Source organism: Mucilaginibacter antarcticus, assembly GCF_042686155.1.
Classification (GTDB): Bacteria; Bacteroidota; Bacteroidia; order Sphingobacteriales; family Sphingobacteriaceae; genus Mucilaginibacter; species Mucilaginibacter antarcticus.
On record NZ_JBHUON010000005.1, the window covers coordinates 52,795 to 73,825 of the forward strand.

The window sequence follows — 21,031 nt, forward strand, 5'->3', positions numbered from 1 at the left end:
TTAAGGGATTGGTTAAAGTGATAATAACATAGTGTTTAAAAAGGCGGGCGCATACTTAGCATGCGGGTCACAAGGCAGGAGCCTTGCGACAGTGGAGTGCAGCAGTTATTGAACAGAAAATTGACTATACACATAACAACCCGGTAGTAGCCGGCTTTGTAGAAAACGATTACGAATATCTGCATAGCAGTGCACGTGATTATGCCGGCATTAAGGGATTGGTTAAAGTGATAATAACATAGTGTTTAAAAAGGCGGGCGCATACTTAGCATGCGGGTCACAAGGCAGGAGCCTTGCGACAGCGGGGGTTGAAGGTCAAATATGCTTTAATCTCCGTATGTTTGCTCAATCAGAACTTTTTTTTAAGTTCTGTATATTAGATATTTAAGCTAACGCACAACCCTGATGGCGCCTGAAGATTATGTGAAGTTGTCAATCGAATATAGAGGGCTTATTCTCCACGAAATTATTCAATTGGAAATAGGCATAAATCTTTATTTAATGGAATTTTTTTGCAGGGATATTGATCGGGAAATTGATTTTCAAAACATGATACTTGGAGATGAAAGAATGACTTTAAGTTCAAAAGTCCAAGTTGTACAGAATATCATAACAAATTATGATAAGGAGTGGGGGTTGACATACGTGTCAATTATGAATGACGACAGGAAGAAGGGGCGAATTCCCTTAAATTCGGACTTGCAAAAGATGATAGAGCATAGAAATATTTTTGCACACCGGATGCTAGATGAAACAAATTTCTTGTTAAACCATGCTGACATTGCAAGAGATAAAGAGACAGTAAGATTTGTAAAATTTAAGGACGAGTTATTTGCATTAGATTATACGGATGAGAATTTTGGTAAGATTATAAATTGCATACAAAATATGGCTAATTATTTAGTAACACATAAGTTTAAATGGTAGTTCGGAACCCACGCTGCCGCGCTGCCGCAAGGCTCCCACGCTGCCGCAAGGCTCCTGCCTTGTGGCCCGCATGCAAGGTATAGCACCATGCAAGTCTAAATCTACATTTCATCCGGTATTTTGTATCAGCGCCCCAATGACGCAAATGTTTCGGGGCGGGTAAAGGTTTACTTGCGCCTGTATAACAATTTGACAAAGCTAAACCAAGCAATACGCCTGCACTTTATCAATAAAATAGTTCATGTCAAAAGGCTTGGCAATATGGTCGTCGGCGCCGCAATCTTTGCTTATTTGAGGCAGATCGCTATTGGCTGATACCAGGATAACCGGCAGGTGTTTAAGTTCAGCGGTGCTTTTAATGTATTTGCACATGGCCTGGCCGTTTTCTTTGCCGCTAAGCTGCAAATCAAGCAGTACCAAACCCATATCCTTTTCATGCAGGCGTGTTTTGGCGTGGGTGGTGTCTGCCAGACTAATCACTTTGTAGCCTCCCACTTCCAGTAAAATACTCATCATCTCGGCAATAATAGGCTCATCTTCAACAACAAGTACTTTCTTTTTCATATTGGTGGATTATATGGTCGATATTGCAATAGTTGTACCAAATTACTTCTTTTATGCAGATGACAGCTTTTGTTAGATAGCTTATTAATAGCTTTGCCCCAACACATAACATGACCTACCAGCAAACCATAGATTACCTGTACACGCAGCTACCCGTTTTTACGCGCGTAGGCGCGTCAGCCTATAAAGCCGACCTTAACAATACCATTGAACTTTGCAAACGCCTGGGCAACCCGGAGCGTAAGTTTAAAACCATCCACGTAGCAGGCACCAACGGCAAGGGATCCACATCGCACATGCTGGCGGCGGTATTGCAAACGGCGGGTTATAAAACCGGTTTATATACGTCACCTCACCTGAAAGATTTCCGGGAGCGTGTAAGGATCAACGGTGAGATGATTAGCGAGCAGTCAGTAATTGATTTTGTGGCCGATCACAAAACGGACTTCGAAGAGATCCAGCCATCATTTTTTGAAATGACGGTTGGGCTGGCATTCGATATTTTCGCTAAAGAGCAAGTGGATATAGCCGTAATAGAAACCGGGCTGGGTGGCCGGCTGGATTCGACTAATATTGTTACCCCGCTCCTGTCTATCATTACCAACATTGGTTGGGACCACATGAACATCCTGGGCGACACGCTGCCTCAGATAGCCGCCGAAAAGGCCGGAATCATCAAACCCCAGATCCCGGTGATTATTGGCGAAAAGCAGGATGAGTTAGCTGAGGTTTTCATCCGCAAAGCGGATGAAGAAGGGGCACCTTTGAGTTTTGCAAGCGACCTGTTTGAGGCAAAAGCTATAAGTCAAAAGTCGAAAGGTTATGATGATTTACTTGATATAGAAATCACCTCTCTCAAGGCACAAACCCCAAATCTCCAATCTAACTTACAGCTCGACCTCACCGGCAGCTACCAGCTTAAAAACGTAAAGACGGTTTTAGCCGCCGTAAACGAACTAAGATTACAAGGGTTTACTATTACCGGCGACCATATTAAAACCGCCCTGAGCCGGGTTAAAACACTCACAGGCTTGCATGGGCGTTGGGAAACCCTGAGCATCACGCCGCTTACCATTTGCGATACCGGGCATAACCCCGAAGGGATACGGGAGGTGCTTAACAACATTGCCAGTGTTGATTTTGAGCAGTTGCATTTTGTGATCGGGATAGTAAATGATAAGGACAGCACGAAAGTGCTGTCGATGCTGCCAAAAAACGCTATTTATTACTTTTGTCGGCCGGATATCCCGCGCGGACTTGACGCAGAAACATTAAAGCAACAAGCGCTGAGTTTTGGCCTTAAAGGATCAACTTTCACAACAGTAAAATTGGCGCTAGCTGCAGCGACACAAGCTGCGGCAGCAAAAGATTTGGTTTTTATTGGCGGCAGTACGTTTGTAGTGGCAGAGATAGTTTAAGCAACATTTATAAAAATATGGCGATTCACTTTTACTGATTCACTTCATTTTTAGCCAAAGGGCAAAAAATTCATTAATTACTTATTATCAAATACTTAACATCCAAATCTTAAAGTGTTGATACTGTTTCAAACTGATTCACTTATTTTTATAAAACTTTAATAATCAAATGGTTGACCAAAAATAGTGTTTCAAGTGTTTCATATTTTTATGCGAAAAAAAACGCTATTTCTGTTCAAAAGTTTTTAATCCTATTTTTACCCTGTTTAACATCATCCAATGAGCAATATCAACTGGGGCATAATAGGTTGCGGCAACGTAACCGAAAAGAAAAGCGGACCGGCATTTAACAAAGTGCCCAACAGCAAACTGATTGCCGTAATGCGCCGCAATGCCGAAAAAGCCGCCGATTACGCCAACCGCCATAAAGTCCCGAAATGGTATAGTGATGGTGATGAAATACTGAACGACGACGAAATTAACTCGGTATACATAGCCACTCCCCCAGCCTCGCATATTGACTACGCCCTGGCCGCATTAGCAAAGGGACTAAATGTATATATTGAGAAACCGGTAACCCTAAACGCCGCAGAAGCCAACACTATCGCGCAGGCTGCCAAGCAGAGTACGGGCAAGGTAGCTGTAGCGCACTACCGCAGGCAACAGCCAATGTTTTTGAAAGTCAAGGCTTTGATAGACTCTGAAGCGATAGGCGATGTCCGCACCGTAGAGATCAGGATGTGGCAAAGCCCGCGTCCGCAGCTCATCACCCACCTGGAAGATAACTGGCGCGTTGATCCTGCCCTGTCAGGGGGTGGTTATTTCCATGACCTGTCGCCACATCAGTTAGACCTGATGCTGTATTTCTTTGGAGAGCCGGTGTATTACAGTGGCCGTGGCTTAAACCAGTCCGGCCTTTACGGTTGCGATGATCATGTTAGCGGCCAGCTGATATTTGACAGTGGCGTAGTAGTAAACGGGTCTTGGGCTTTTAACGTAGCCGAAAGCGAAAGTATCGATGAGTGCCTGATTATAGGTAGTAAAGGCAGTATTAGCTTCCCGTTCTTTGGTCACAGCGTCACCACGCGGATAGAGGGCATTGAAGATATCACAGATTACCCTGCCCTTGAGCACGTACAGCAACCTATGATAGAAAAAGTAGTAAGCTACTTTAACGGCCAGGGCGACAACCCCTGCAGTATTGACGAAGCAGCTACCGTAATGAAGATCATTGACGCGTTTAGCAAGCCAGTGTGACCGACATTGCTTAACACACAAATGGCCAGTACGTTATCCATCTAAAATTTGACAAGACCGCAAATGACCACTAAAAAGATGATCGCGCCGTTCTATGACCGTATGGCGCTGATAGTGATCGGCATTATAGCCTTGGGGTACATGATTGTGCTGGGTAAAGAGATATTGGACCCATTGATGTTTGGCTTCCTGTTCGCTATATTACTGCTGCCTATATCAAACTTCCTGGAGCGTAAGTTCAAGTTTCCACGCAGCATGTCGTCCTTTGTAGCTATCCTATTATTCCTGGCGTTTATCAGCTTTATATTTTACCTGGTAGGGGCCCAGATATCCAGGTTGATGGACGACTGGCCGATGCTACAAAAGCAAATCTCGCAATCCTTAAACAATATATACGATTGGGTTGAGGGTACCTTTAAGTGCAATGTAGATAAGCAGAAAGAGTTCATCCACCGTACCGAGGTGAAGATCCTGTCATCAGGTACGGCAGTGGTGAATACTACGTTTGGGGCGGTATCATCGCTGGCGCTGTTCTATGTGTTTATCATAATCTTTACCTTCTTTATCCTATTTTACCGCAGGGTGCTTTACACTTTTATACAGCGGACCTGTAGTACCGAACATGAGCCTATTGTCCATGACATCTCCGGAAACGTACAAGGCATATTGAGGCAATACATACTGGGATTGGTGTTCGAGATGGTGATTGTAGCCGCTGTAGCCTGCACCGCTTTTTGGATGATCGGCATTAAGTACGCCGTGTTATTGGGTATTATGGTCGGGCTATTTAACATCATCCCTTATCTTGGTATTTTCACAGCGCTTTTATTAAGTGTCCTTATTACCTTTGCCACCGGCCCTATAAGCCATGCGATTGAGGTAGGCATCGCGGTGATTGCTATCCACGCGCTGGATGTCAACGTCTTGCTGCCCACCGTAGTAGGATCAAAACTAAGACTAAATGCGCTCATCACGTTTCTCGGCATAGTTTTGGGTGAAATGATGTGGGGCCTATCGGGAATGTTTTTATCGATACCCGTCATCGCTATATTTAAAATAATTTTCGATCGTATCGAAAGCACCAAGCCCTGGGGCTACTTGTTAGGCGGCGACTACGAAATAAAGAAAACCGCAGCAATAAAAATGAAAACAGAGTAGCTGTATTTTTGCGTTTAAAACTATTTACCGCCTATTTCGGATGCCTCAGCTATGACACCCTACGCATAGTTATCCGCCCCTTTTGTTATCTTTACCACCTTTATGAAACACCTGCGCGCCTTACTATTACCATTTTCATTCCTCTACGGGTTGATAGTTATTGTGCGTAATTTTTTGTACGATGCCGGGCTGTTTAAAAGCCGTAGGTTTGATTTACCCGTTATCTCTGTCGGCAATTTGGAGGTTGGCGGGGCCGGCAAAAGCCCTATGACGGAATACCTTATCCAGCTGCTAAAAGATCACTATAAACTAGCTACCCTAAGCCGTGGCTATGGCAGGGCGACCAAGGGTTTTCAAATTGCCACTGCAACCGCCACTGCCTCTCAAGTTGGCGATGAGCCGGCGCAATTTAAGCACAAGTTCCCCGATGTGACGGTGGCCGTGTGCGAGCAACGGGTGGATGGCATTACACAATTACAGCACGACCATGATCTTATCCTGTTGGACGACGCGTACCAACACCGCGCGGTTAAACCCGGTTTAAGCATTTTATTGTTTGACTATAACAGCCTAAACAATCAACGCTGGGTATTACCTGCGGGTAATTACCGCGAACCATTTTTTGGTAAATGGCGGGCGGGCATCATCATTATAACCAAATGTCCGGCTGATATGCCGCAGCAAGAGTTAGAAAAAATTGTCACCAAGATTGCCCCGCAACCCTATCAGCAAATGTTTTTTACAAGCATAGCATACCTGGGTTTGCAAAATCTGGATGGTGTGTCCAACAATACGGTGATAGACGCTGACACCACTATATTTTTACTTACAGGCATTGCCAACGCTAGCCCATTGCTTAGCCATGTCAAAAAACAAACATCAAGCGTTGTTCACCATAATTATCCGGACCATCATCGCTTTAGCTTAAAAAATATCACTAAACTTGCCGATGAGTTTGCCGCGCATCCTTCACAAAAAAAAGTGATCATCACAACAGAAAAGGATGCACAGCGTTTAGGAGAACAGGAATTGCTGCCACTCGTAAAAAAACTACCTATTTTGGTATTACCAATAGGTATCACTTTTTTACATAACGGGCCCGAATTTGATAACATGATCACAGAATATGTCAGCGAATATAGATAGTACTACCCAATACATTAAAAACCGCATCGGCGATTTTGAGCCCGAGGTAGGTATTATATTAGGCACCGGCCTTGGCGGCCTGGTGAGCGAAATTGAGGTTGAAAAGCAACTGATGTACAGCAATATTCCTGATTTCCCGATGTCGACTTTAGAGTTTCATTCTGGCAAGCTTATTTTTGGCCGGCTTGGTGGCGTTAAGGTGGTGGCAATGCAGGGCCGTTTACATTATTATGAGGGTTACAGCATGCAGCAGATCACCTTTCCCGTTAGGGTGATGAAGAAGCTGGGCATTAAAACCCTGTTTGTATCAAATGCCAGCGGTGCACTAAACCCGGCGTTTAAAAAGGGCGATTTGATGATTATTGAAGATCATATTAACCTGCAGCCTTCAAACCCACTAGTTGGCCGTAATAACGACGAGTTAGGTCCGCGTTTTCCGGACATGAGCGAGCCTTATAAATACAATTTGATTAATAAAGGGCTTGACATTGCCTCAAAAAATAATATTACCTGCCATAAAGGAGTTTACGTCGCCGTAACCGGGCCAAACCTGGAGACCCGTGCCGAATACAAATTTTTGCGCGTTATAGGTGGCGATGCCGTTGGCATGAGCACTGTGCCCGAGGTAATAGTGGCCAACCACATGAGCCTGCCGGTTTTTGCAATATCTGTATTGACAGACGAGGGGTTCCCTGAGGAGTTAAAACCGGTATCGCTGGCAGAAATTATTGCGGTAGCCGAGGCCGCAGAGCCTAAACTTACTTTAATATTAAAAGAATTGATTGCCGGTTTAGATGCCTCATAGCTTAAAATACCTCCTTTTATTACTGATTTGCTTTACGGCACAACAGGCTTTGGCGCAGCAATACAACCCGCAGCGCTATGACCCTAATAACCCTAACCGGTTTGACCCGAACAGCCAATACAATGATCCGCGCCGTCGGGACACCGCGCGGGTTGCAGGCAGAGAGCTAACCGGCGATGCACTGCTGGACACGCTGCGTAAACGCGAGCAGCGCGCGCATGACTCTGTAATTTTTACCTCAAAATTTATCCGGGTTACTACCGAGGCGTTGTTGAAGGACAGCACACAGCTTTTCCCGGTTGACACTACGCTTGCAAATTTTGAAAACTACAGTCCGCTGTTTCAGCCGCGGTCGCCTAAGATAAGTTTGAGCGCAACTATGGGTTTAGCACAGCGCAGCCTGTTGTTTGAGCCGCCAAAAACCATAGGGTTTGATGTAGGCCTGCATGCGCTTGATATTTACATGCTCACCCCGCAAGACATTAAATATTATGACTCTCGGGTGCCTGTAACCTGGCTATCCTTGTATACGGCAGGATCTGCAGAGCAGTATTTTAAGGCATTACATACCCAAAACATTAACCCCAATTTAAATATCGGGCTTAACCTTAACTTTGTTGGCTCGCGTGGGTTTTACGCCAGCAACCGAGTGTTGGGGCAAAACGTAAGTAATGTTAACGGCTCGTTTTTTAGCAGGTACGAGTCAAAAAACAAGCGGTATAACCTGTTGGGTAATATCATATTTAACAACATCAAATCACCGGAAACGGGGTCGATATTGAATGAAGATATTTACGGCAAGACCGGAACATTCGACCCAACTACGGAGGCGGTGCGCTTACCTAATACTTTTGAAAACTGGAAAAGCGCCGGCATTTACCTCAAGCAATCGTACTTTATTGGACGCATAGATACCACTACACGTACAGATAATGCCAACGTATTGCCTACACAACGCGTTACTTATACCCTGCACTATAACACCACCAAGTTCGACTTTTTGCAGAACGATGTAGATACCTATCATGTATTCCCAGACTATTATTTCAGCTCAAACCGCTCGCGCGATTCGCTTACCCTTAAACACCTGATGAATGATTTTGGCTATAGTTTTTATCTGCGCGGCAAATCAAATCAGTACGTAAAAAACGAGTTCAAACTTGATCTGGGCCTTACGCAGGACATTTATAGCTACTCGCAACACGTAAGCGATACCGTTGTAAACGAGTATGGATACAAACAACGGATGGCCAGTCAGAAACTAGATGGCTCGTTTCAAAACATTACCGTTAAAGGTAAATTAAGCTATCGTTTTAGTGATAGGGTAAATTTAGAGGGCAATGTTAATCAAATTGTTGTGGGCCGTAATTTTGGCGACTTTTTGTATGATGCAAAATTATTACTGGCGGGCAGCAATAAGGCCGGACGTGTTATTTTAAACGCCTACGTACAAAGCAGTTCGCCATCATTAGTTGCTACACGATGGATATCAAACCATTACATTTTTAATAATAGCTTCGCAAACCAAAAAACAACCAGTTTTTCGTTTAATTACATTAACGAGGCCTTGCAGCTTGACCTTAAGGCCGAGTACTTTCTAATAACCGACTACCTGTACTACCAATCACAGCCGGGCGGGGTAGACGCGCACCCCGTGCAGTTAAGTACGCCAATAAACCTGCTAAAAGTTAGCCTGGGCAAAAACCTTACCTGGCGTAATCTGCATTTTGACAACTTTATAGTTTACGAGAAAACTGATTATCAAAACACCCTGCGCATACCAGAGGTTTACACATATAGCAGCTTATATTATAATACGTTTTTATTCAGGGTATTGCACCTATCAGGGGGTGTAAACGTGCGCTACAACACATCATACCTGGCGCCATCGTACGCGGTGGGCCTTGGTCAGTTTTATAATGGGGCCGATGTAAAGTTTGCTTCTTTCCCGGTAGGGACTGTATTTGTAAAGGGAACCATTAAAAACACTAACCTGTTTGTAGCTTACGATTATGCCAACCAGAACTTATTTAGCAATGGCTATTATACGGTTAACCGTTACCCGCAACAACAGGCAGCATTGAAGTTTGGTGTGAGCTGGTTCTTTTTCCAGTAAGCTTAAATCACCCAAGTTGTCATTTCGATTCGAGGGAACATAAGAATGATAGAGTAATCAAGTCTTCAATTTTTTCTTCTTAGCAGCTGGGAAAAGTACATTATTCAATATCAACCTATATCCCGGCGAGTTGGGGTGCAGGGCAAGGTCTGTCGGTGGTTCGTTCTGATTGTATTGGTAGTTCTCCGGGTCGTGGCCGCCGTAAAAGGTCCATTGGCCTTTGCCAAATTCGCCGTGGATATAGCGGGCTTCGTTAGCAGATTTAAGCTCGCCCATTATAGTTACGGTAGATTTGAGCTTGCTTTTGTTAAAAGCTGTGGCAAGGCCCATAAATCCTTTAATCACACGGTCATGATTTTGGGTAAGCATACTGGGCACCACATCCCATTTGGCCGAAAAATCAAAAAGGGTAAAAAAATCTTCGTCCTGCCTAATGTAGCGGGTATTGCTTACATCAATATCGCTAAATCTGCCGCCGCTACGCCCTTGCGCAAAACCGCTCAGTACTACATTAAAATTCTGGAAAGCAAAGGTTTGTGTAAAATCCAGCTTTGATTGCGCACGTGCGTCTGCCCCATCACCGTCATAGATCTCATCCACAATATCGGTATTAGCTGCCGACAGCGCAATATCAAAGCTATCGGCACCTGAGCACATCGCCAGCAAAAACCCGCCACCCTCGCAAAAATCGCGGATGCTTTTGGCTACCGCCAATTTCATCTTAGAAACTTTAGCAAAGCCAAACTTTTTGGCGGTTGCTTCAAACTGTGCTTTGGTCTGTATAAATTTATCGGCACTGCGGCCACGGTTCTCTTTGCTGTACTGGCCGGTAAAATCCTCGTGATGCAGGTGCACCCAATCATACTTGGCCAAGTCGCCCCTTAATATCTCTTCATCGTAAATCAGGTCAAACGGGATCTCGGCATATTTTAGGGCGACGATCACGGCGTCGTTAGATGGTTGCACACCCTCCCTGGGCGAGTAAACCGCTATGTGCGGGGCCTTTTGCAGCTTAACAATATCCATATTAACCGATGGATCATTGATCTGTGCTTTAACTTGGGCAGTATTCGCGTCGGCCAAAACCTCGTAGCTTATACCACGGATCTTGCATTCGTCCTCGTTCTTTTTAGTATATGATAGTAAAAAACTGCCGCCCCGGTAATTAAGCAACCACTCTAGTTCCTCATCATTCTTTAACACCCAAAAAGCAATACCATAAGCCTTGATGTGGTTTTTCTGCACCTCATCCATAGGTATTAATATAGAAGCCGTCCTACCTATTTTTGGTAAAAGGAAAAGGGCAAAAAATAGAAGGCATTTAAAAAAATACTTCATACTACTCTTTAAAAATACTACCCATGGGTGTCTGGAACCTAGGTTTTCTGTTTCTTCTTCTTAGCTGCAGGGAATAACACATTGTTTAAAATGAGCCTATAACCCGGCGAGTTTGGATGCAAATTAAGGTCAGTCGGCGGGTCGCTTACCGCGTGTTGGTAATCTTCCGGGTCGTGGCCACTATAAAAGGTCCACTGCCCCTTACCATACTCACCATGAATATACCTAACTTCATTAGCAGTTTTCATTTCTCCCATAATTGTTACGCCGGGCTTCACCGCGTTTTTGTTAAAGGCTGTCGTTAAGCCCATAAACCCCTTTATAACCTTGTCATGATTTTGCGTTAACATGCTGGGCACAACATCCCATTTTGCCGAAAAATCAAACAGCGTAAAAAAATCTTCCGTCCGTTCAACAACCCGTGTGGCGGTTACATCAATATCGCTAAAACGGTGGGTAAAAGGGTTCAGGTCCAGTGCAAAGTTTTGAAACGCGAAGGTTTGTGTAAAGTCGAGCTTGCTTTGCGCGCCACGGTCGGCAGGGTCACCGTCGAACATATTTTCGCAGATATCCGTGTTTTGGGCCGATAAGGCAACATCGAAAGTTTCTGCGCCGGAGCACATCGCAAACAAAAAACCACCACCAGAGGTAAACTCGCGAATGCTTTGGGCGACAGCCAGTTTCATTTTTGACACTTTGCTAAAACCCAGCTTTTTAGCCATAGCTTCCTGGGCCTTCTTATCGTCTATATACCATTGGGCCATGCTGTAGCCGGCAAAGAACTTGCTGTACTGCCCGGTAAAGTCCTCATGGTGCATGTGCAACCAATCGTATTTAGGCAGGTCGCCGCGGATAACCTCTTCATCGTATACCAGGTCAAAAGGGATTTCGGCATACTTAAGTACCAGTGTAACAGCATCATCCCATGGCATCTTATTTTTTGGCGAATATACCGCAATGCGCGGCGACTTCTGCAGTTTAACCAGGTCCATATTTACCGATGGGTCGCCCACTTGGGTAACTATCTCGGCCACCTTGGCATCGGCTACTACCTCGTAACTTACGCCGCGGATTTTGCATTCGTCCTCTAGTTTCTTATCGTATTTGGTCATGAAACTACCACCGCGATAGTTAAGCAGCCAATCCACCTCGCCGTCATTCTTTAATACCCAAAAAGCTATGCCATATGCCTTAAGATGGTTTTTTTGGACCTCATCCATCGGCATTAACAGCGAAGCTGCTTTTGTGGTAATGGTAATAAGCGTAAGGGCAAAGAGTAAAAGGTATTTTAAACGGTGCATCATAGTGTTAAGCTGAAGCCAAAAAGGTAAAAGGTGCTTATTCCTTCAATCAAATTTAACGATTTATTACGGAAGGTATTATGTGTTTATTCACAAACCGAAAATCACTTAAACCTTTATCCTTTTACCTTTTACCTTTCACCTTAAAACATTACCTTTGCCAACCATTTAAAAAATTTGACCATGAGTAAAGCAATTATAAAAACAGAGAAAGGCGACATGACTGTCGAGTTTTATGACAATGACGCCCCAAACGCCGTAGCTAACTTTAAAAAATTAGCAAAAGAAGGATTTTACAACGGAATAGCTTTTCACCGTGTTATACCTAATTTTATGGTACAAGGTGGTTGTCCTTTCTCTAAGGACCCGGCAACCGCCTACAAAGCAGGCAGCGGCGGGCCAGGTTACAACATTGATTGCGAGCTAACCGGCGAGTTGCAATATCATGACCGTGGTGTGTTGTCAATGGCTCATGCTGGCCGTAACACTGGTGGTTCACAATTTTTTATCTGTCACAGCCGTGCTAACACTGCTCACTTGGACCGTAACCACACCTGCTTTGGTAAAGTTATTGAAAATGTTGACCTTGTTGACGATATTCGCCAGGGCGATAAAATCACATCAATAGAAGTAACAGAAGATTAATTTAGGGAGTAGTGAGTGGTGAGTGTTTTAGCGCTTGCAATTCACTACCCACCATTCACTACTCACCACTCACAATATGAATTTAAGCGCGATAGTATCAGTAGCAGGCAAGCCCGGATTATGGAAGGCATTGGTGCAAAACAAAACAGGTTTTGTATTAGAAAGCCTTGACGCTCAAAAAACCAAGTTGATAGCTAACCTATCTACTTCGAAATTAGCTGCTTTAGACGAGATCACCATTTTTGGCGACGACGAAGATATCAAACTTAAAGATGTTTTAGAGCGCGTTAAAGCTGCAGCCAACGTACCTGATGCTAAAGCGGACGGCACAACCCTAAGAAACTTCTTCAGAGAAGTTGCCCCGGGCCATGATGAAGAGAAAGTGTATGCTTCTGACATGAAGAAGATCATAAACTGGTACAACATCCTTAAGGAATTGCCACTGTTTAATGAAGCACCTGCCGCCGCACCAGAAGCTGGCGAAGGTGATAAAGCAGCTGCCACGAAAGTTACTGAGAAACCAAAACCGGTAGCTAAGAAACCTTCGGCACCAAAAGCTCAAGCGACGAAAGTAAGCGCACCAAAAAATCCATCGAAAAAAGGATAGTTTGCTGATGTGCAGATGCGTGAATATGCAGACGTGCAAATGATATAATGAAAAAGGCTTACGGTGTACTGTGAGCCTTTTCTATTCAATTCTTTTCATCAAAATCTAAACACCCGGATAAGCATCCGCAGATTCGCAGAATCTACTTACATTCTGGTTGCTGGCATTTTTCGTCGGCAAACTCAGGTTCAAAGGTGCTGTGATTTATGTCCAGGTGTTGCAGACGATGTTTCAAGTCGTGCTTAATGCTGTCAAACAGATGAAGATCCGTAGGTGCAATTACCAGGTGCGCTGTCAGGGCATTTTCGGTGGTGCTTAAGGCCCATACATGCATATGATGAACATCTACCACCCCATCGGCCTTTAACAGCTCAGCTTTGATCTTTTTAAGGTCCATTGCTTTCGGCACGCCGTCCATTTCAAGGCGTAGACTGTCTACCAGTAAGCTCCACGTACCACGTAGTATTATAAAGGCTATAACAAGGCTAACTGCGCTATCAATCCAATAAAATTTGGTAAAGTATATTATAACACCCGCTATAACGACACCTAATGATACCAGCGCGTCGACAACCATGTGCATATATGCGCCTTTAACATTCAGGTCGGTGTCTTTATCTTTAGCAAACAGGTAGGCTGTAAAACCGTTAATGGCTATCCCCACCAAAGCCACCCAGGCAACCGTACTGCCCGATATCGGTTCAGGATGCATAAAACGCATAACCGCTTCGTAAACAATAATGCCAATAGTGGCCACCAATATTACCGAATTAAAAAACGACACGATGATAGTTGAGCGTTTATAACCGTAAGTGTATTTACTGTTTGAACCGATTTTGCTTAGTTTAAAAGCCAGCAGGGCAAGCGCAAGGCTCACCACATCGCTCAGGTTATGGCTGGCATCTGTTAACAGCGATAATGAGCCTGTGAGCAACCCATACACCACTTCGACCACTACAAAGATCGAATTGAGGATGATACCCCATATAAAAGCGGCATTCAGATGATCGAGCTTTGGTGGTTCGTGATGATGGTGCCCGAAACCATGCGAATGATTGTGATCGTGTGAATGGTTGTGCCCCATGTGGTAAAGTTAAGATTTAGAAAGGGGATTTGAAAACACACCTACTCGTGATGATACGGCTCACCCTTTAGGATCGTATAAGCTCTATACAACTGCTCAACAAATAGCAAGCGTATCATCTGATGCGAAAACGTCATTCGCGATAGTGACAGCTTATCGTTTGCCCTTTCATAAACAGATGGATCAAACCCGTACGGGCCCCCAACTATAAATACCAGGCTTGTGGTTGAGCCTATGGATTTTTTGTCTAAAAACGCGGCGAATTGTCTAGATGTCAACTCCATCCCTTTGTCGTCCAGTAAAATAACATGGTCTAAAGGCGAGATCTTTTTAAGCAGCAACTCCGCTTCTTTGACTTTTTGTTGTGGCTCGGTGAGTGCTTTGGTGTTCTTAAGTTCGGACAAGTCAACCATTTCCAGTTTGGTATAGTGTTTTAGGCGTTTAACATATTTGTCTATGCCGTCCCTCAAATAGGCGTCCTCGGTTTTGCCAATGGTTAAAAAGGTTATCTTCATAAAGAAACAATTGTCTATTTCTGCCGTCAAATAAACGGTTAATTAGAATATTAGTGCTTATTTTGACAGAATTTATTTGCCGAATGGAACAGAACATTATAGATCAATACACCCAAAACACCCAACAGGCAACTGCCCAAGCTCAAAAGTTTAAGCAACAGGCCAACGAATACTCATTGATGCGGTTGGCAATATTTGTCGGCTTATTTATAAGTGTATGGATAGGCGCCACCAATGATAATTTCACTTTTATAGCTATATCTGTTGTAGTGCTTGTGTTTGCTTTTGCCTGGCTGGTATCGCGCCAAAGCAAGTATGAGCGACAGATGAGGTATTTTAATGACCTTGCGCTCGTAAATCAAAACGAGATTAACAGTATACAAACTCGTGGCAACATATATGACAACGGCTCGGCCTTTGGTAACGACAAACATTTTTACACCTCGGATCTGGACATTTTTGGACACGCATCGCTGTTTCAGCTGATAAACCGTGCGGCGACCAGTTTAGGCAGCAACCGGTTGGCGACATGGCTAAGCGCCCCGGCTAAAAAGGATATCATAGTTGAAAGACAAGAGGCAGCTGCCGAAATAGTTGACAAAAACCAATGGAAACTGGAGTTTCAAACGCTGCTGTTATTTGCCAATAAAACAGATACTAACCAGCTGAAAGGACTGTTTGCCTATTTAAAAGCGCCGCTTAATATCCCTGGTGAACAAGCTATTTTGAAATATATAAAGGTTGCTCCTTATTTGCTGTCTGCAAGTATCGTAGCCAGTTTATTTTGGCCGATAGCGCAATTGGCGGTACTGCTACTTGGGGCGGCCAACCTGGTCATTGTAGTAACGAAGGGCAGCTATATTGCAAAGTCGTCTGCTATTGCAGATAAGATCAGCAAGACCCTGGCCAGTTACTCGGTAGTATTTGATAAGATAGAAAATCAGAGTTGGCAAGCTAAGCACAACATCGCGTTAGCCAAAACCATTAAAGACAACCATACCTCGAAAAACATAGCCCAACTGGCTAAGCTTATAGACAAGCTTAGCTACAATCTGATCATGGTTGTCGGGTTTGTGTTAAACGTTTTCCTGCTATGGGCGCTTAAACAAACCATAGCCATTGAACAATGGAAACGCAATAACCACGAGAGTTTAGAAGATGCTTTTGAGGTGATAGCGGGCTTTGAAGCACTCGCAAGTATTGCAGGCATTCAACACAACTACCCTGACTGGGCCACCCCTCAAATTGAGGATGGCGCAGCTTATACCTTGGTGGCTAACGATCTCGCTCATCCGCTCATTAGCACGAAAAATCGGGTGACTAACGATTACGAGCTGACAGACACCTTTAAGATTGACATCATCACCGGATCAAACATGGCCGGTAAGAGCACGTTTTTGCGCACCGTTGGTATCAACACAGTATTGGCGCTGGCCGGCGCGCAGGTATGCGCCAACAGTATGACAGTATCTGTAATGACGATGGTGAGCTATATGCGGATCAAAGATTCGCTTAACGAGAGCACCTCTACCTTTAAGGCAGAGCTTGATCGCCTGCAGATGCTGCTGGCCGCTGTTGAACAGGAGTATAAGGTGTTCTTTTTGATTGACGAGATGCTGCGCGGTACTAACTCGGTTGATAAGTACCTGGGCTCTAAAGCGGTTATTGAGCAGCTGATAGCCAAAAAGGGCGTTGGCATGGTAGCCACACACGATCTGGAGATTGCCAAGCTGGAAGCAGACTATCCCGCATACGTGCGCAATTTTTATTTCGACATACAGGTGATAGAGGGCGAAATGCTGTTTGATTATAAGATGAAGCACGGCGAGTGCAAAACCTTTAACGCTACGATGCTATTGAAACGGATTGGCATACATATCCCGACTGCTTAGGTTAGCGCCTTAGCGGACCGGCTATGGTCCGTATAACCTAAAACTAATGAGAACCATTATGAACCTGTTGCTTGCCGGTTTACCTATGCTATCGACCATGCAAACAACCGCTCAGAACCAAACCATCAACCTTATGACAATATTGACAGCAGCTGGCCATGCGCCGGTAAACGGCATTACAATGTATTACGAGATACATGGCGAAGGTAACGGCACGCCCCTGATATTGATCCACGGCGGTGGCTCAACCATTGAAACCTCTTTTGGTGTGCTGCTGCCTTTGCTGGCTACGGACCAAAAGGTCATCGCCGTTGAGCTACAGGCCCATGGCCGTACCAGCGACCGCAACGCACCCGAATCGTTTGAACAGGATGCTGATGATGTGGCCGGCCTGTTAACGTCCCTTAAGGTAGCTAAAGCGAATATTGTAGGCTTCAGCAACGGTGGCACCACCACCCTGCAAATAGCCATGAGGCATCCACAGCTGGTTAACAAGATGGTGGTGATGGCGGGCGCGTATAAGCGCGATGGCTTTATGACGGGCTTCTTTGACTTTATGAAGACGGCCGCGTTTGAAACCATGCCCCAACCCTTAAAGGATGCTTACCTTAAGGTTACACCTAACCAGGCCGGCCTGCTCAATATGTTTAACAAGGACAAGCAACGCATGATAGATTTTAAGGACATTAGCGACGATGCCCTCCGCGCTATTAAAGCCCCTGCCCTGTTTATGGTTGCCGATAAGGACGTCATTAGTGTTGAACATACCTTGGCTATGTCGCGCTTAATTGATGGCTCAGGCCTGGTTGTGCTGCCCGGCATGCACGGCCAGTTTTTTGGCGAAATGGGGTCGCCTAACGACGGTAACAAAGCGCCACAGGCCACCGCAATTTTGATTGGTGAGTTTTTGAAGAAGTAACGATATCAGCACAGCCATTAGCTGGTAAAACGTTTGTTTGTTTCACGCGTGTGTGACACAGATGAAACAAGTGAAACAAGATTTTGAATTAAGACATTGGCAATGAGTAAGTTGCGAAAAATAGGTGAAACAAAATGAAGCAAGAATTTTAAATAACTAACTGATAGTAAACAAGTTATAAATGTGTCATTTTTGCGATAATGAAACAAGTTTGGCAATTTTTCTTAAATTTTCCAACGCAATATAGCCACCTGCCCACCTCAATTACTGCTAATTATCCAACCAAAACCGCTGCAACATCGCACCAAACGCTGTGTTTTTAGTGGAAGCGGCCGGGTTTTATAAGGTTTATTCGGGGTTAATTTGGGCACAAAAAAAAGCGATGAGTTTTCACTCATCGCTTTTTCATATAAGCTATTGCTATTATTGCCTGGCCGGTGCGCCGCCCATGCCGCTTTGGTCGCCGCCCTGGATAACGTCATCGTTGTTAACACCTTTTTTCTTCTGCATTGGGTTGGTTGGGCCAAAGCTCATTTTACCAAAGCTATAGCTAAACGTTAAACCAAATGATTGGAATGGAACCAGGGTTTTAGATTTGGTTCTGAAAGTACTGCTTGATACATCCTGCTCGAATGATTTGTTAACCGCAAATGGCTGCACCGTGTTAAAGCCGATAGAAGCTCTTTTGTCGGCAAACTGTTTTTTCAAACCGAAACCGTAAATACCAAATGCCGGGCTTGCGCCTTGTATTGTTCTGCGCGATGAGTTAACAAAGCCAAAGCCTTCCATCACCAAATTTTTTGGTAGGTTAAGCTGCAAACTACCCATGGCAGTTGATACCATGCGTGTTTTTAAAGCGTCTTGATTGATAAAGGCAGCATATTGATCATATACTGTAGGGTTATACGTAAATACGTTTACAGTACCGCGTATGGTTAAAATCTTAATAGGGTTTATCGACCCAAAAAAGCTTGCACCAACCGAGTTGTTAACCGCTACGTTGTTTGTAGTTGAACGTGTACCCTGTATCTCTTTACCATTAATAGTTTCGCGGATAGTTGCGTTTATAGCCTCTATCATATTATCCGTCTTTTTATAATAAACCGAGAAGTTTACTACCGACGTTTTGATAAAAGCGTTATAGTTTAACTCAAATGTCTGCGATGTTTCTGGCGACAAATTAGGGTTACCAACAGATTGCGATTGCGCCTGGCTACGGTTAATAAACGGATTTAACACCTGTAAACTTGGGCGTTGTATACGTTTGCTATAGCTGGCCTTTACTGTATTAGTACCAAAAACTTTCTGTACGGTTAAGCTGGGTATATAGGTATGATAATTAGCAGTAAATGGCTTTAAGTCCTGGAAAGTAGTTGAGCCCGAGGTTTGATATGGATTCTGCGGATCGCCGGTAATGGCCGTATTTTCATAACGTCCGCCTACTAACACAGCATAGCTTTTAGGTAAGGTGAAAGTTAATACCGAATAACCCGCGTATACGTTCTGGTTATAATAGTATAAGTTAGAGTTGTTGACATCAAAAATGGCGTTGCCGCCGTTTGAGTCTGTGTTGTATATATTATAGATACTGTTTATACGTCTTTGAATGGTTTTACCACCAGCTTCTAATTTTAATAGTTTGCTTACAGGCAAAACATAATCAATCTGCGCGGTATATTCATCATTTTTACCATCGTTGTTACCTTTTTGGCTCGGGTTGGTTGAGCTAAATAAGTTCATGTAATCGGCCTTTATCGTACTATGGCTCCACTGGCCGGATACAATAACCTCATGACCTTCTTTTTTAAACTTATGGGTATAATCTACATTCCAGTCAAAACCCTGAAACTGATTTTTATTTGTGCTATTGTTGGTAAAAGCGCTTGAGTTGGCCGGGGTAAGATTATCCGTACGGGTGGTAGTGCCGTAGCCGTTAAAGTCAAACTTACCGTCGTTTACCCTAATAGTGCTGTTAATGCTGTTAAACGCATTAACTTCATAACCCGCCGTAAGCGACCCGGTAAGGCCGTGTCTGCGCATTTCGCTGTTGTTTGTTGTAAAGTTACGCGCGTCTATCCCGGTCGACTTTAATGTCTGTTCAACCTCGGTACGGGTAGTTTGCGGCCATGTTGAGTTGCCACCCACATTTGCCGATAAGCTAAACCTGTTTTTATTATAGTTAAAGTTGGCGTTACCATTGTTTTGACGGGTACCCACGCCACCGCTGATAGAACCACTAACGCCCGAAGCATTTTTTGATTTGGTGATGATGTTAAGGATACCACCAGAACCCTCTGCATCGTATTTAGCAGACGGTGAGGTAATCACTTCGATACTTTTTATCTGATCAGCAGGGATGGTCTTCAAAAGATCAGACACACTGGCTGCAGCAGCTCCCGATGGTTTACCATTTATCAATACGCGCACGTTTTGATCGCCACGCAGGGCTACGTTACCATTCATATCAACAGATACCAATGGCACTTTTTGTAAAACATCGGTAGCGTTACCACCGGCAGAGGTTACATCCTTTTCGGCGTTGTAAACCAGCTTGTCTATTTTGTTTTCTACCAAAGCGGCAACACCTGTTACAGTAACCTCTTTAAGTACCTTAGCGCTTGGGGCAAGTATAATAATACCCATGCCTTTGTCTGGTTTTGAATCTGTAGTAACAACACCCGTTACCATTTTAAGTGGATAACCAATAAAGGATACCCCCAATTTGTATTCGCCGGGTTTAACACCGTTTATCTGGAAATTTCCTTTTTCGTCGGTAACCACACCATTTATTGGCGAGCTGCCGGTGGCGCGATATATAGCTACAGTAGCGTAGTCTAAAGGTTTTTTGGTGATTGAATCAACAACCGTTCCGGTTACTTTACCCACAATGGTTGAGCCGCCGCCAATACCAAACTGAGCTTTAGCAGTAACTACAGAACAAATTATTGTTATAAGTAGAATTATACGTTTCATTTTAAGGTTTTAATAATAAGGCGCAAAATTAGTGTAATTGTTACAACACAACGGTAATTTTATTACAATTTATATCGATTATGATTGTAGATGTTACAATGGGGGTAAAACACCATAATTAAAAGCTTGGGTCAGGCGATTTTGCTTTGTCTGTCCCAAATTACTCGCGGTTAGGTAGTGACACACCTGGAATAGTTATCGATGCCCGTGATTTGTCATTCTGAGCGTTAGCGACAAGATGCTTCGTACCTCAGCATGACAGGATGGTGAAAGTTTTCTCCCTATATCGTCGAGGCAGGGATTTGCATAGGCTGAGTTTTTAACCCGTTTTTTCAGATTGTCATTTCGAACGTAGAGAGAAATCTA

At 44.1% G+C, this 21,031-nt stretch carries 18 protein-coding genes; 12 read left to right on the plus strand and 6 right to left on the minus strand.

The features are described from left to right. The first annotated feature begins 83 nt into the window (after positions 1-83). Together ACFSYC_RS06000 and ACFSYC_RS06005 are read left to right on the plus strand one after the other, a co-directional pair. The gene (locus ACFSYC_RS06000) at positions 84-242 is read left to right on the plus strand and encodes a hypothetical protein (protein WP_377124560.1); all 159 of its coding nucleotides are present in this window, start codon (positions 84-86) and stop codon (positions 240-242) included. Positions 243-405: 163 nt separating this feature from the next. Then, complete coding sequence (locus tag ACFSYC_RS06005; RefSeq protein ID WP_377124562.1) at positions 406-927, plus strand: hypothetical protein; 522 nt, start codon at positions 406-408, stop codon at positions 925-927. A 198-nt stretch (positions 928-1,125) separates the two neighbouring features. Here ACFSYC_RS06005 and ACFSYC_RS06010 read toward each other — a convergent pair whose 3' ends face one another. After that, complete coding sequence (locus ACFSYC_RS06010) at positions 1,126-1,491, minus strand: response regulator (RefSeq protein ID WP_377124564.1); 366 nt, start codon at positions 1,489-1,491, stop codon at positions 1,126-1,128. 110 nt (positions 1,492-1,601) lie between these two features. Between ACFSYC_RS06010 and ACFSYC_RS06015 the strand changes: the two genes are divergently transcribed. From ACFSYC_RS06015 to ACFSYC_RS06040, 6 genes are all read left to right on the plus strand, one after another. Further along, positions 1,602-2,909, plus strand: coding sequence for a bifunctional folylpolyglutamate synthase/dihydrofolate synthase (locus ACFSYC_RS06015; RefSeq protein WP_377124566.1), 1,308 nt, complete (start codon positions 1,602-1,604; stop codon positions 2,907-2,909). Positions 2,910-3,188: 279 nt separating this feature from the next. Then, positions 3,189-4,166 carry a Gfo/Idh/MocA family protein gene (locus tag ACFSYC_RS06020; RefSeq protein ID WP_377124568.1) on the plus strand — a complete coding sequence of 326 codons (978 nt, stop codon included), beginning with the start codon at positions 3,189-3,191 and terminating at the stop codon, positions 4,164-4,166. Positions 4,167-4,229: 63 nt separating this feature from the next. Then, positions 4,230-5,324 carry an AI-2E family transporter gene (locus ACFSYC_RS06025; protein ID WP_377124570.1) on the plus strand — a complete coding sequence of 365 codons (1,095 nt, stop codon included), beginning with the start codon at positions 4,230-4,232 and terminating at the stop codon, positions 5,322-5,324. A gap of 102 nt (positions 5,325-5,426) precedes the next feature. Next, complete coding sequence (gene lpxK, locus ACFSYC_RS06030) at positions 5,427-6,470, plus strand: tetraacyldisaccharide 4'-kinase (RefSeq protein WP_377124572.1); 1,044 nt, start codon at positions 5,427-5,429, stop codon at positions 6,468-6,470. Next, entirely contained in the window at positions 6,451-7,275 is an 825-nt protein-coding gene (locus tag ACFSYC_RS06035; RefSeq protein ID WP_377124574.1) for a purine-nucleoside phosphorylase, read from the plus strand. Before lpxK ends, ACFSYC_RS06035 begins: the two co-directional genes overlap by 20 nt. Then, the gene (locus ACFSYC_RS06040) at positions 7,265-9,391 is read left to right on the plus strand and encodes a putative porin (protein ID WP_377124576.1); all 2,127 of its coding nucleotides are present in this window, start codon (positions 7,265-7,267) and stop codon (positions 9,389-9,391) included. Before ACFSYC_RS06035 ends, ACFSYC_RS06040 begins: the two co-directional genes overlap by 11 nt. 57 nt (positions 9,392-9,448) lie before the next feature. Here ACFSYC_RS06040 and ACFSYC_RS06045 read toward each other — a convergent pair whose 3' ends face one another. Beyond that, a complete protein-coding gene (locus ACFSYC_RS06045; protein WP_377124578.1) occupies positions 9,449-10,645 on the minus strand; it encodes an asparagine synthetase B in 1,197 nt (398 codons plus the stop codon). A gap of 122 nt (positions 10,646-10,767) precedes the next feature. Beyond that, positions 10,768-12,033: an asparagine synthetase B gene (locus ACFSYC_RS06050; RefSeq protein WP_377124580.1), complete on the minus strand. Its 1,266-nt coding sequence runs from the start codon at positions 12,031-12,033 to the stop codon at positions 10,768-10,770. 180 nt (positions 12,034-12,213) lie between these two features. On the opposite strand from ACFSYC_RS06050, the gene ACFSYC_RS06055 reads away from it, so the two are divergent. Both ACFSYC_RS06055 and ACFSYC_RS06060 read left to right on the plus strand, forming a co-directional pair. Continuing rightward, positions 12,214-12,675, plus strand: a complete 462-nt coding sequence (locus ACFSYC_RS06055) for a peptidylprolyl isomerase (RefSeq protein WP_377124582.1) — start codon at positions 12,214-12,216, stop codon at positions 12,673-12,675. 76 nt (positions 12,676-12,751) lie between these two features. Next, positions 12,752-13,282 (plus strand): DUF5606 family protein, encoded by a 531-nt coding sequence (locus tag ACFSYC_RS06060; RefSeq protein ID WP_377124584.1) that lies wholly within the window; start codon positions 12,752-12,754, stop codon positions 13,280-13,282. Positions 13,283-13,424: 142 nt separating this feature from the next. Here the strand turns inward: ACFSYC_RS06060 and ACFSYC_RS06065 are convergent, their stop codons facing one another. Continuing rightward, the gene (locus tag ACFSYC_RS06065; protein WP_377124586.1) at positions 13,425-14,366 is read right to left on the minus strand and encodes a cation diffusion facilitator family transporter; all 942 of its coding nucleotides are present in this window, start codon (positions 14,364-14,366) and stop codon (positions 13,425-13,427) included. A gap of 41 nt (positions 14,367-14,407) precedes the next feature. Beyond that, a complete protein-coding gene (rlmH, locus tag ACFSYC_RS06070; protein ID WP_377124588.1) occupies positions 14,408-14,881 on the minus strand; it encodes a 23S rRNA (pseudouridine(1915)-N(3))-methyltransferase RlmH in 474 nt (157 codons plus the stop codon). An 83-nt stretch (positions 14,882-14,964) separates the two neighbouring features. Here rlmH and ACFSYC_RS06075 point away from each other — a divergent pair, with 83 nt between their 5' ends. Together ACFSYC_RS06075 and ACFSYC_RS06080 are read left to right on the plus strand one after the other, a co-directional pair. Next, entirely contained in the window at positions 14,965-16,773 is a 1,809-nt protein-coding gene (locus tag ACFSYC_RS06075; RefSeq protein WP_377124590.1) for a MutS-related protein, read from the plus strand. Between the two features lie 46 nt (positions 16,774-16,819). Continuing rightward, positions 16,820-17,692 (plus strand): alpha/beta fold hydrolase, encoded by an 873-nt coding sequence (locus tag ACFSYC_RS06080; RefSeq protein WP_377124592.1) that lies wholly within the window; start codon positions 16,820-16,822, stop codon positions 17,690-17,692. Between the two features lie 423 nt (positions 17,693-18,115). Here ACFSYC_RS06080 and ACFSYC_RS06085 read toward each other — a convergent pair whose 3' ends face one another. Next, positions 18,116-20,665: a TonB-dependent receptor domain-containing protein gene (locus ACFSYC_RS06085; RefSeq protein WP_377124594.1), complete on the minus strand. Its 2,550-nt coding sequence runs from the start codon at positions 20,663-20,665 to the stop codon at positions 18,116-18,118. Positions 20,666-21,031: the final 366 nt, after the last annotated feature.